This is a genomic window from Acidovorax radicis, assembly GCF_020510705.1.
In the GTDB taxonomy this organism is placed as follows: domain Bacteria; phylum Pseudomonadota; class Gammaproteobacteria; order Burkholderiales; family Burkholderiaceae_C; genus Acidovorax; species Acidovorax radicis_A.
Map to the genome: position 1 here is coordinate 2,115,404 of NZ_CP075184.1, position 11,885 is coordinate 2,127,288.

The following is an 11,885-nucleotide window of genomic DNA, read 5'->3' on the forward strand; positions in this document are numbered from 1 at the left end:
GCAGCCGCGAAGGCCGCCGATCCGGGCCACGGGGGCGGGTCACCTCGCATACCCGCACGCACCGTCAGGCCAGCCGGAAGCGGCTGACGCTCTGTGATGGCGCCACTGCCTGCTCGTGGGTCTGGGGGCCGTCGGCCCCTAGCTTCTGGGTCCACTGCAGGATGGTGTGAGCCACCCCTACCGTCTGCCGAATGGGCACCTGACGGCCGTGGCGGCCAGTCAAGTGCTCCTCAGCCAGCAGGTAGCCGGACCGGGCGACTTGCACCAAGGTGCTGGGGGCGGCCATGAACCGCACCTTAGCGGCGATCGTCATGTGTCGCAACGAAAAGGTCGAGGGGGATAGCGCCATGTGTGAAAAAGAAATCGATGCGTGGTGGCGATGAAGGAGGGGGGACCCGCGTCTAGGCGCAGGTAGATTGAAACGAATGGCTGTTTTTGTATCTTGATGAATATCAACAATCTGCCAGGGGGACCGGGCGCGCGCGTCTCTCGGTGACAACGCGGGAGGCAGTCGGCACGGAGCCAGCGCCCGCTTCATAGCAATCGGTAAGCACTCGGCTGCTCTGCAGCAACGGGCAGCAACCGTTGGATAGCAGACCGCGACGTGGCGGCTAACCGTGGCTCCCGGAAGTTACAGTGGGCGCGCCTATTTCGCTGGATCAGCAGGTAGCGAAGAGCGTTACTGCCTCATGCTTTGGCCTGCTGCCCAGCAATTCATTCCACCGGACCTGTCGCGGCAAGCCGCGCCAGTCCGGTGAATTCAAACGTTAAACCGCATGGAGGATTTCATGGAAGCACTACTACTGTCACTGCTGCTGGTTGTAGGCGGCATTTATTTCGGGGTCCGTAATGTTCGCCTCCTGCGGAGCGAAGATGCTCTGCGAGAGTACGTGCAGAACAGTCCCAAGGCGGCCTTGTGGGTACGGAAGTACGGGCTTGACGGCGCAACAAAGATGACCCGTGAGTCTTTTCTTCCGCTCGGCCTACTAATCTCTGTTGCAATGGTGGCGCTCGGTGGCTGGAATCTGTGGCGCATGTATGCATAGCACTGTGAGCCGCCAGACGCCTAACCCTTCCATCGAGAGGACTCGACCCGGCAAGCCGGGTCGAGCCTCTCATGTCAAACGTTGAGCACCCGCTTTCACCTGCCACCACTGACTGCTAGTGGCCGATAGTGCGCCTTAGATGGCACGGTTTGGATGACAGCAATCGCTGCAAAGAAGCCATAGCGGCCCGACACGTTGAGCCTTCGCCACTACCTTCAGCATCCTTGGAACGGCGCAGGCAACCCCACAAACTCCACAGACTCCGGCCCCTCATAAACCACGGCCACCGGGTGTTGACTGACACGACGCACCAAGCCCCTCCTTCCTGGCAGACGGTATAGGCCTCAGGCTCTGATGGCAACGCTGTCTCTGTCGGAGGCATGCCTTCAATCGTCCAAGGTCGCTTGCACAGCAAGGAGGGGACTTCCAGGGTGAGGTGGTAGTCAAGGTGTTGACTCAATATGAACAGTTCAAGGCTCTGCCATCGGTAAAGTGCACCGTTCGTTGGTTGCAGCGCTCTGGGTAGCGAAATCAACCTTCACGCCAACCGTACTTCAAAGTACGCCCCATCTCCTTCTCCCAGATCCCGGAACCCCGCCTGCTTGGCCGCAGCGCTGGCTTTCCCCCAGGCCTTGAGCAAAGTGAGATCTCCGGGGGATACCACCTCAGGCGGGGACTCCTCCAGGTTGTTCATGGTGTCCAAGGCTGCAGCCACTTGTTCTGGTCCGCCCAGTTGCTTTTCCAGTACTTTCGCGTATCGGGTTTCGGCCGCAATGCGCTCCTTGGCAGGCAGCTCTTCGGGGTAGTCGCGCAGGGTGACGGTGTAGGTGGATTCGATGGTTTCCATCTGGCTTCTCCGGGTTGTTGGTTTGCTGTATGAATATACAGCTTTCTTCGGAAAAGTACATGTCAGAAAGAACCTTCGGGAAGTGTTTTTGGGAGCCTGGTTCTGCTGTTCGATTGTTTTCTATGCTGGAACAGTAGTTTGCGACTGGGGGGGGCCAGGCTGCCGCAGCGGCTCGTACCGGTAGATTCCTCAGGGCGAATTCAGCGCCATCTAACTGAATGAGTTGCGGGACTTCGCATGGTGGTGGCACCTCGCGCGGTGCGGGTGCTGCTGCCACGGGGGTGTTCTTCCCACACTGTTAACCAAGCAAACGGGGCTCCCATCGGGAGCCTTGTTTGTTGGCGGGATACATGCGTGCAAGCAGCTGTAAATCTCTGTGATTCCTGAGCATTAAGCGCTGATATCGGACGGGAAGGATGCTCCAATCGGGCTCCATTTTTGCTCAGTCCATTCTGTGAACCGTATGTTTTCCTGGCCGCGCCGTCTGCGCATTGCCACCGCACTGGTCCTGTCTCTGGCCAGTGTCAGTCCGAATCTCTCCTGGGCCCGCTCGCCACAGTTCGACAGTGCAGCCCTCCTCACACCGCAGCCGACCAGCTTTGCGCAGTGCCCTCAGTTCTTTGCCAATGGGACGCCGCCTGCCATCACACCCCGACGTCAGCTTCGCGAGCTTTGCTATGAAGCCTTTGCGGTGCTGCACAGTGGGACGACCCGAACGCCGGTGTTTGTGGCCCAGCGACTGAACCGCCAGAGCGTTGAAGATGCCGATGAAAAGCGCGCCAAACGGTTCTTCGCCGATGCGCGTCTCCCTAGTGGCGAGCGAGCTGAACTGGAGGACTACAAGAACTCTGGGTACAGCCGCGGGCACATGGCGCCCGCAGGTGATATGCCCACACCCACTGCCATGGCGCAAAGCTTCAGCCTGGCCAACATGGTTCCACAGGTCGCACAGCACAACGGGGGCGCCTGGAACAAGATCGAGCAGGACACCCGGCGCTATGCGCGAAGGGCCAAAGGAGATGTGTTGGTGATCACCGGACCGGTGTTCACGGACAGTGGGCCGCGCATTGGCGCCAATGGGGTGAAGGTGCCCACCTATCTGTACAAACTGGTCTATGACGCGACGGACAAGCGGGCCTGGGCGCATTGGCAGGAGAACCGGGAGGGTGAGACGGTGGGTCGGCCGATCAGCTACCAGGAGTTGGTGAAGCGAACGGGGGTTGAGTTTTTGCCAAAGAGTGCACTGCAGCATTGAACTTCGCAAGCCAGGTGTCAGCGGGGGCGTTATAAATTGGCTCTTTCAACCTTTTTTGCATTGTGAGCATCCATGAACCGTGCCGACCTCGTTGCCATCCTCGCCGCCAAGAATGATCTGTCCAAGGTCTCAGCCAATGCCGTACTGGACACCCTGATCGACACCATCCAGACCGCCGTGAAGAAGGGCGATGCCGTTCAACTGGTAGGCTTTGGGACCTTCAAGTCCGCCAAGCGTGCGGCGCGTGCGGGCAAGAACCCATCGACCGGTGCTGCGTTGAAGATCCCTGCGAGCACGGTGCCGAAGTTTGTGGCGGGTGCGAAGTTCAAGGCGGTGGTGGATCCCAAGGCTGCGAAGCGCAAGGCGGACAAGGCTGGGAAGTAAGTAAGGCGCTGTCGGCCAAAGCCAGAACAAAACCGCCACGGGTCTGGTGTGTCCTAGGCGGTTTTTTTGTTTCACGCTGACTCCAGCACCGAACTTCGCTCGACTGAGATAGAACCAGATACAGCAGGTTTATCAATAACTTACGCGCGTCCATCATATGCCGCGCATTCTGAAACCTGACCCGGCTTCCATCCGCTTGGCCCCCATGTCGCTCTTGGAAAGCCCAGTGCGCAGGAACGCTATCAGGACGTCATTGACCGCTGCATCATTCCGTTGCTGGGCCGCAAGAAGGTGCAGGACGTGAAGCGGCCCGACACTGCCGGGCTGATGCAACGGCTGGCCTACAAGCCGACAGAAGCGAACAAGGCTTTCGACATACTGCGCAAGATGTTCAACTTGGCGGAAGTGTGGGGCTACCCTCCCGGCGGCAGGAACCCGTGCCGTCACGTCCCGATGTGCGCGTTAAGCGGCCGATTGTCGTCTCACTGGTACGACAATTCAGATGAAGAAATTCTTCCCTTCATGAACATCTGAGCGTCCCGACGTCGGGCTCGCGGGCTGCGCCCCGCGGTTCTTGCCGAATCGCGGTCATTCGGCTTTGATCCCTGAGGCCTCCGGCCCGTGAGGGCCTGCGCGCTCTGTTTGCCCAAAAACCGAACCTGTGCTGTGGGCGGGTGTGGGCGGTCTTGCTGTTCCCTTCATCGTGCCACGGCGTTCACGCCGTCAAGGGCGGCGCGCGCATGAGCGCGCTTGCGTCCTGGCGGCCGTCTTTGACCCCTGACTGCTTGCGCTGCGCCGTGCCCCGGAAGGGGTGGGCAATTTCGCCCGGCAACTTTCAGGAGTTCACCATGAACAACGTACTCATCACTGTCAAGCAGCGTATCGTGTTGCTGACCAACGGCCGCGAATCGCTGGAGAACCCGGACTTCGATCCGGTTCCGGTGGTCAAGCTGTTTACGCCGGACGCCGGCGTGACCTGGCTGCTGACCGAGATTGATCCCGATGACCACGACCACGCCTTTGGTCTTTGCGATCTTGGCCTGGGGACGCCCGAGCTGGGTTGGGTCAGCCTGCAGGAGCTGGGGGCCGTGCGCGGACGGCTCGGGTTGCCGGTCGAGCGCGATCTGCACTTTCGCGCGGAGAAGCGGTTGAGCGCCTATGCGCGTGATGCGCGGCATGCAGGGCGGATCGTCGAATGATCCCGGACGGGGCATCGCAAGACGCCCCGTTCAAGGTCTCTGCAGACCCGGCAGGCAGTCGGCGAATGCCGGTTGGAACTTGCTCACCGGCTTGGTCACGGCCTCGTCGCCGATGAGGACTGCCATCGTCATGCCAGTCATGGTCGACAGACCGTTCGGGTTGGGCAGTACCTGCAGCGCAAGATCGACCGGGAAGCCGTCGGCACTGCGCCGCAGCGGATGAATGCCGTCATGCACGAACGAGTTCATGCCGTGCCAGGTCATTTCCTTGAAGTGCGAAAGCAATTGGTGTGCGGCTGCCGGTGCACCTTGCCTAACCCGCTTACCGATCTGTTCGATCATTTCGCTCGCGCCAGGCAGGCTCAATGGCGCCAGCGGTTTGTCGATCGCTGTGTCACTGGCCGCATAGAGCAGCCACATCGCCCGCGTCAGGGCCTCGAACTGCAGACGCATGAGGCCGACGGCGGACCTGGGTAGTCGCAGCGCCGTCAATGCTCGCATTGCCACTGCATGTTCCATAGGGACCAGGCACTTGGCAAGAGCTGACTCGCCACGGGGCGATCCATCGAACTCGGCATCGCTCAGCAGTTCATTCCAGCCGTTTGTGCAAGGCATTGGAGCGGGTGGAGCATGTGTTCCAAAACGATCATCGTTGTTGATGATGCTTCCCTCTATAGAGGGATCGTAGGACAGTCGTGCGTTCCCGGCCAAGAAGCATGGCCGGTCGCGCTCTCGTGCTGGCGCATCGAGCCACCTTCGGCGTCTCGCCCCTGACGGGCTTCCATCGTCCCCTCGCTCCGCTCGGCTGACGCCTCCGGCCCGGCCTCCAGCTTCGGGCCTGCGCGCTTCGCTTGCCTTGCGGTCGGCGTGTGGAAAGGCAGCTGCCTTGTCCAGCCGTCTTCCCTGACTCCATCACCTTGTCCGCGACTGTAGCCCGCGGCCTGGTGCGGTCAAGGCGCGCAGGGCCGTGTCCTCGGCTGCGCCTGCGGGCCGCACCCACCCTGCGCTTGTCTCCTTGACGGCACCCGGCCGCGCGCTCCTGACCGTCGCGGGCGATGAACTCAGGAAAGACGGTGGTAACGAGGCCAACCGGGTCCCTCGTGCCGACCGCACCGAACAGCCACAAAGGCTGGGCTCCGAATCTAGGAATCCGGTGTGCGGTTTCTTCAACAGCCTTCTTTGTCAGGAGAAAGATCATGCAACTCGCATCCCGCTTCGCTTCCAGCTCCCCGGTGCTGCGTTCGGAACATCCCTTGTCGGATGACCAAATCCGAACGGTGGTGCCGTCCATCTTCGCGGACGCCCCGCACGAAAGCCGCTCCGAGCGGTACAGCTACATCCCCACTGCTGCGGTGCTGACCGAGCTTCGCAAAGAGGGTTTCCAGCCCTTCATGGTGGGCCAGACCCGCGTGCGCGCCGAAGACCGCCGCGACTTCACCAAGCACATGATCCGGCTGCGCCACGCTAACCAGATCAACGCCCGCGAGGCCAACGAAATCATCCTGCTGAACTCCCACGACGGAACGAGCAGCTATCAATTACTGGCGGGCATGTTCCGCTTCGTTTGCCAAAACGGCCTTGTCTGCGGCAACACTGTGGCCGATGTGCGCGTGCCCCACAAGGGCGACGTGACCGGGCATGTCATCGAAGGCGCCTATCAGGTGCTGGACGGCTTCGAGCGTGCGCAGGAATCACGCGAATCCATGCAGGCCATCACCTTGGACGGCGGGGAATCGGAAGTGTTCGCCCGCGCCGCGCTGGCTCTCAAGTATGACGACCCCGACAAGCCCGCGCCCATCACGGAATCGCAAATCCTGATGCCGCGCCGCTTCGATGACCGCCGCCCCGACCTGTGGAGCGTGTTCAACCGCACGCAGGAGAACTTGACCAAGGGCGGATTGGCTGGCCGTGCCGCCAACGGCCGCAGGCAACAGACCCGCCCCGTGCAGGGCATTGATTCCGACATTCGCCTGAACCGCGCCCTGTGGCTGCTGGCCGATGGCATGCGCGCCCTCAAGGCCTGAACCTTTCTGACGCTTTTCCCGCCGGAGGGGCGGTTCCCCTCCATTCCCTTGTTTCACTCGATTGGAGATTCTCCATGAACGCCGTTACCACTACCGAAGCCCGTACCGTCAGCACCGCAGCCAGCAGCGCCGCCAACGCGCTGCAAGCCGCCGACCCGAGCAAGCACATGATTCTGGTTCCGCTGTCGCGGCTGGTGCTGCGCCCCGCAGGCCGCAATGTGCGCAAGACCGTCCCGCGCATGTCCATCCCTGAGCTGGCCGCGAGCATTCAGCGCGTGGGCCTGCTACAAAACCTGATCGTGATTCCCGCCAGCGATGGCGAGCATTACGAGGTGGTGGGGGGTGGCCGTCGCCTCGCCGCCCTCAAGCTGCTGGCGAGGAAACACCGCATCGCCAAGGATTGGCAAGTGCCTTGCCTGCAGGTGGCCGATGGCACGGCCCGCACGGCCAGCCTTACCGAGAACGTACAGCGCGAATCCATGCACCCCGCAGACCAGTTTGAAGCCTTCGCGGCGCTGGTGGCCGAGGGCCGGCCCATCGAGGACATTGCGGCGGATTTCTCCGTCACGCCGCTGGTGGTGCAGCGCCGTTTGAAGCTGGCGAACGTCTCGCCGCGCCTGATGGCGGACTACCGGGCCGACGCAGTGAGCCTTGACCAACTGATGGCCCTTTCCATCACCGACGACCACGCCGCGCAGGAAAGCACGTTCTACGATGCCCCGCAGTGGCAGCGCCAACCGTCCGCGCTGCGCGAACGCCTGACCGAGCGCGAGATTGATGCCTACCGCCATCCGCTGGTGCGCTTTGTCGGGCTGGACGCCTACGAGGCCGCAGGCGGCGGCATCCGCCGCGATCTGTTCGCGGAGGGCGATGCAGGCGTGTACCTGACCGACGCCGCGCTGCTGGAACGACAGGCGCAAGACAAGCTGGCAGGCATCGCCGCCGAAGTGAAGGCCGAGGGCTGGGCTTGGGTGGATGCCACGCCGGGCATGACCCATGCCGACCTGCACGCCTTCCAGCGTGCGCCGAGGGAGCGCCGCGAGCCGAGCAATCGCGAAGCACAGCGCATCGAGAAGCTGCAAGCCAAGATGCAGGAGGTAGCCGAAGCCATTGACGCCGCGACGGATGCCGACGACGAGGACAAGGCCGACGCGCTGCAAGAGGAAGGCGAGCGGCTGGGCGAGCAGTTGCAGGCACTGGAAGATGGCTTGCAGGGATACGGCGCGAACGTGAAGGCCGCAGCCGGTGCCATTGTGACCATCGACCGCAACGGCGAGGCCGTGATTCATCGGGGGCTGCTGCGCGAGGCTGAGGCCAAGGCACTGCGCACGCTCGAAAAGCTGCGCCAAGGCTTCAGCGACCCGGATGCCACGAGCGATGACGAAGGCGAGGAAGACGAGCAGCCCAAGGCCGCAGCGATTTCCGACCGGCTAGCCCAGCGGCTGAGCGCCCATCGCACCGCCGCGCTGCAAATCGAAGTCGCGCGGCATCCGCAAGTGGCGCTGGCTGCGCTGGTGCATGGCATGGTGCAGACCGTCTTGCAGGGCCGCCACTACGGCCACGATCTACCGTTGGGCGTGCGCCTGACGGTGCAAGACCGGCTGGAAGGCATGGCCCCGGACTGGCCCGATTCACCCGCCTCCGTGGCTCTGCACGAACTGCAAGAAGCCTGGGGCGGCAAGCTGCCCGAGGACAGAGCCGAACTGTTCGCCGCGCTGCTGGCGATGGAGCAAGGCGAGCTGGTCAAGCTGTTGGCCGTATGCGTGGCGGGGGCTGTGGACGTGTTGACGCCGCGCGCCACGGCGCAGCAGCCGGGTGAAGAACTGGCGCAGGCCGTGGGCCTCGATATGGCCGCGTGGTGGCAGCCCACCGCCGAGGGGTATTTCAAGCACGTTCCGAAGGCGGGGGTTCTGCAAGCCGTGGGCGAATTTGCGCCCGAGAGCGTCAATCGGCTGGCGAAGCTCAAGAAGGCCGACATTGCCAGCGAAGCCGAGCGGTTGGTGGGCGGCACGGGCTGGATGCCTGCCATCTTCAAGACGGCAGACGCGCCGGAGGCAAACCCGCAGAACGGTGCGGAGGAAGTCGCCACCGAGGCGGATGAACCCGCTGAAGTGTTGGCCGCTTGACCCGCGCTGAAGGCACGCGCCCCGGCCTCGACCGGGGCGCTTCGCTGTCAGGAGCAACCCCATGACCCGCACTACCACCAGCCGACCGCGCATGGTGGCGATCTACTCCCCCGGCACGGTACGCGCTCGCCGCTGGCACGGCGATGGCGACGTGCGCGGCTACCGCCCGCCCTCGGGCTGGACGGCCCGCGCCGACCTCACCGACATTCATCCCATCACGGGCCGCGCCTTGGCGCATGCCGTGTGGTGGGTCATCGAGGCGAAGGAATAACCATCATCAGCATCGCGCCCAGCCCGTTCCGCCCTGGGCGCGGTGAACGCAAAAATCCGGGCGCGGCAGTGGCCGCGCCCGGCCCCAAAGCTCGATCAGAACGCCACCGCCCTCGCTGACGCTCAGGCGGCGGCGTTGAAGGCATCGCTGTACCGCGCGATACCTTCTTTCATTGCCCCCATATACGACGAGTGCCATTAAAGTGAAGTTATACAGGGGCAATATCTGATGAGCAAAGAACATCGTCCGCATGGCAAGGCTCCTACCGCCTGCAAAAAAGAAGATGCCGACTGCGATGAGCCACTGCCGAAGATGAGTCTTCATTGATGTGAAATATGTGGTGAGTGATAAATCGCGGAAGCGCTAAATCATAGGTTTGTAACAAATTACGCAACATTTTTCCCCCCGGCGTTCGATCGAGTGGCGTCACAACATCTCCTGAAAACACAATGACATAGTGCAGACATTCCCTGCACTGACTGGTCCCGTGAACCCAGCAACTGGCCCCCTCGGCATAGGGAGCAAGCCACCGCAAGCCGGGAAGGGGTGGTATTTATCCTGATGAGAAATGCGCAGCGGAGCTGTCCCAGACGGCAGTTTTCGGTCTGCAGCAACAGAATTTGAATGTACGAAATTTGCTGAACCCGTTTACAACCAGCAATTGAGCAGCCACACTAAAGCTGTCTGGCATCTCTAAGTTGCTGCCGCGTTACGTTTATGTCAATAAACAATACTCATTCCGTATTTTCGTCGGACGGCTACAAGCGGGTCGCCCTCGGGCTTGCAGGAGGGGATATAGACGAGGGAAGAGCATGCATACTTGGGCTGCAGATCTCATGTCGGCCATCGATCCTAATAGCGGCGAGGCCGAAGTATTCGCTCGGATCGCGGCGGCGGCCCATGCGCTGGGCTTCGAACAATGCGCGTTTGGGATGCGCATACCGCTGCCAGTGACCAATCCCAAGTTCATGTTGCTCAACAACTATTCTCAGGAATGGCAGGAGCGTTACCACGATGCGGGCTATGTCCGTATCGACCCCACCGTGCTTCACGGTCGCACTAGCCAAGCCCCACTTGTTTGGAGCGATCAGGTTTTTGGATCAGCTCAGCAATTGTGGTCAGAAGCCCAATCGGTGGGGCTGCGCCACGGCTGGTGCCAGTCGAACCTCGACGTTTTCGGCGTGACAAGCATGCTCACTCTGTCGCGTTCGTGTGAGGCAATCACGGCGAGGGAGTTGGCAGGCAACCAGATGAAGATGTGCTGGCTGGTCAGCATTGCCCACATGGCGCTGGGCCGCCTCATCAAGCCCAAGCTATACGGGGACAACGCCATTGAGCTGACCAGCCGGGAGACCGAGGTGCTCAAGTGGACTGCCGATGGCAAGACTGCCAGCGAGATTGGCGACATTCTGTCGATCAGCATTGACACGGTGAACTTCCACATCAAGAACGTGATCACCAAGATGAACACCCCTAACAAAGCCACCGCCGCGATCCGTGCTCTCGCGTTGGGGTTGCTGTCCTGATTCTGGGACGGTTTGAACGGCCACTATGTATCTTGAGACTGCAAGGCGCTATTTTTGCAGTGCGCGGCTTGCCACGTATGAACGATAGTTGTCACATGACGCGCAATGAAAGCTGCTTGGGGCCTGCATCGCTCCCAGAGACCAGCACTGACGGCTTTGTGCGGCTGTCTCTGGACGCCATACTTTGTGCTCACTTGGAGCACATGCTTTCCGGGCTGGAACATGACCAACAGGAGTCTGCGCGGTGTGGCACGCCCACGACCATCTGCGGCTTCAGCGAATGGGCCAGCAGCACAGCGCCCCGCGTAAGCCTCGGGTGGGACTGGCGCCTGTCGTGGGAGCAAGGTTTGGTAGGGCTGGTGCGCGTCGGGTCGCCTCGCAGCAACGTAATGCTGATTGACGCCCAGGGTTCCGACTACGGCTGGGAGCGCAGTCTTGAACTACTAGGTACGGTGGTCGACGCCTTGCCTTGGCGCGTTGACACAAGACGGGCTCTGGCCCTTTGTACGTTGTAGTCTCCTCCAGCATTTGGTAGTACCGCGATGACCTCTGCGGCGGTGCAATGACTGACCGTCTGTCATTGCTGGAGGCCAATTTGCAAATTATTCGTGGAACTGCTAAGTCATTGCCCTTTGATTTGTTCGAGGGCATTGCGCGTTACCGGCACAAGGTATTCATCGAAACCCTTGGGTGGAATCTGCCGACGCGTGAAAACTTGGAGCTCGACCAGTTCGACCGGCCCGACACCATCTATTTGGCGGCGCGTGAAGAAGATGGTCGCTTGGTAGGGACAGCCCGTCTTTTGCCCACTGATAAACCTTATCTGCTCGGAGAGGTGTTCCCTCAGCTGATGGGTGATGCCCTGCCTCCTCGCAGCTCCGACGTTTGGGAACTCTCACGATTTGCGGCCATGGATTTTGACCAGGCGAGCACCCATCCAATGAGCCAGTTTTCTTCGCCGGTTGCTGCCGGCTTGCTGCGCGAGGTGCTGCGGGTTGCGCTATCGCACGGCGCCAGCCGCCTGATCACGGTATCGCCGCTCGGTGTTGAACGACTGCTGCGGCGCCTGGGCATCGCAGCACACCGCGCCGCGCCACCTGTGGTGGTAGATGGTCAGATGCTCTTTGGATGCTGGATTGAAGTGCAAGGTCCGCTGTCGAGTTGAAGAAGTCAGCATCAACGGTGACTCGCAACGGGCTAATCGACG

At 61.5% G+C, this 11,885-nt stretch carries 13 protein-coding genes and 1 pseudogene; 11 read left to right on the forward strand and 3 right to left on the reverse strand.

The features are described from left to right. Nucleotides 1–64: 64 nt before the first annotated feature. Nucleotides 65–313 (reverse strand): hypothetical protein, encoded by a 249-nt coding sequence (locus KI609_RS09605; RefSeq protein ID WP_226449476.1) that lies wholly within the window; start codon nt 311–313, stop codon nt 65–67. Between the two features lie 475 nt (nt 314–788). Between KI609_RS09605 and KI609_RS09610 the strand changes: the two genes are divergently transcribed. Further along, the gene (locus KI609_RS09610; protein ID WP_226449478.1) at nt 789–1,046 is read left to right on the forward strand and encodes a hypothetical protein; all 258 of its coding nucleotides are present in this window, start codon (nt 789–791) and stop codon (nt 1,044–1,046) included. A 538-nt stretch (nt 1,047–1,584) separates the two neighbouring features. Here KI609_RS09610 and KI609_RS09615 read toward each other — a convergent pair. After that, complete coding sequence (locus KI609_RS09615; RefSeq protein ID WP_226449480.1) at nt 1,585–1,893, reverse strand: hypothetical protein; 309 nt, start codon at nt 1,891–1,893, stop codon at nt 1,585–1,587. 463 nt (nt 1,894–2,356) lie between these two features. Between KI609_RS09615 and KI609_RS09620 the strand changes: the two genes are divergently transcribed. The 4 genes and pseudogenes from KI609_RS09620 to KI609_RS09635 all read left to right on the forward strand — a co-directional run bounded on the left by KI609_RS09620 (nt 2,357) and on the right by KI609_RS09635 (nt 4,731). Continuing rightward, nucleotides 2,357–3,148, forward strand: coding sequence for a DNA/RNA non-specific endonuclease (locus tag KI609_RS09620; RefSeq protein ID WP_226449482.1), 792 nt, complete (start codon nt 2,357–2,359; stop codon nt 3,146–3,148). Nucleotides 3,149–3,220: 72 nt separating this feature from the next. Further along, complete coding sequence (locus KI609_RS09625; RefSeq protein WP_226449484.1) at nt 3,221–3,532, forward strand: HU family DNA-binding protein; 312 nt, start codon at nt 3,221–3,223, stop codon at nt 3,530–3,532. Between the two features lie 219 nt (nt 3,533–3,751). Beyond that, a pseudogene (locus KI609_RS09630) lies at nt 3,752–3,988 on the forward strand (integrase); the annotation flags it as partial. Between the two features lie 392 nt (nt 3,989–4,380). Then, nucleotides 4,381–4,731, forward strand: a complete 351-nt coding sequence (locus KI609_RS09635) for a DUF2958 domain-containing protein (RefSeq protein ID WP_226449486.1) — start codon at nt 4,381–4,383, stop codon at nt 4,729–4,731. Nucleotides 4,732–4,761: 30 nt separating this feature from the next. On the opposite strand, the gene KI609_RS09640 is transcribed toward KI609_RS09635, so the two are convergent. Next, the gene (locus KI609_RS09640; protein ID WP_413463396.1) at nt 4,762–5,346 is read right to left on the reverse strand and encodes a DUF6988 family protein; all 585 of its coding nucleotides are present in this window, start codon (nt 5,344–5,346) and stop codon (nt 4,762–4,764) included. 581 nt (nt 5,347–5,927) lie between these two features. Between KI609_RS09640 and KI609_RS09645 the strand changes: the two genes are divergently transcribed. From KI609_RS09645 to KI609_RS09670, 6 genes are all read left to right on the forward strand, one after another. Then, nucleotides 5,928–6,755 (forward strand): DUF932 domain-containing protein, encoded by an 828-nt coding sequence (locus tag KI609_RS09645; RefSeq protein WP_226449490.1) that lies wholly within the window; start codon nt 5,928–5,930, stop codon nt 6,753–6,755. A gap of 74 nt (nt 6,756–6,829) precedes the next feature. Beyond that, the gene (locus tag KI609_RS09650) at nt 6,830–8,881 is read left to right on the forward strand and encodes a ParB/RepB/Spo0J family partition protein (protein ID WP_226449492.1); all 2,052 of its coding nucleotides are present in this window, start codon (nt 6,830–6,832) and stop codon (nt 8,879–8,881) included. A gap of 61 nt (nt 8,882–8,942) precedes the next feature. Next, the gene (locus tag KI609_RS09655) at nt 8,943–9,152 is read left to right on the forward strand and encodes a hypothetical protein (RefSeq protein WP_226449494.1); all 210 of its coding nucleotides are present in this window, start codon (nt 8,943–8,945) and stop codon (nt 9,150–9,152) included. Nucleotides 9,153–9,988: 836 nt separating this feature from the next. Further along, entirely contained in the window at nt 9,989–10,678 is a 690-nt protein-coding gene (locus tag KI609_RS09660; RefSeq protein WP_226449496.1) for an autoinducer binding domain-containing protein, read from the forward strand. Nucleotides 10,679–10,773: 95 nt separating this feature from the next. Continuing rightward, nucleotides 10,774–11,193 (forward strand): DUF4902 domain-containing protein, encoded by a 420-nt coding sequence (locus tag KI609_RS23040; RefSeq protein WP_226449498.1) that lies wholly within the window; start codon nt 10,774–10,776, stop codon nt 11,191–11,193. A gap of 47 nt (nt 11,194–11,240) precedes the next feature. Beyond that, the gene (locus KI609_RS09670) at nt 11,241–11,843 is read left to right on the forward strand and encodes an acyl-homoserine-lactone synthase (protein WP_226449500.1); all 603 of its coding nucleotides are present in this window, start codon (nt 11,241–11,243) and stop codon (nt 11,841–11,843) included. Nucleotides 11,844–11,885: the final 42 nt, after the last annotated feature.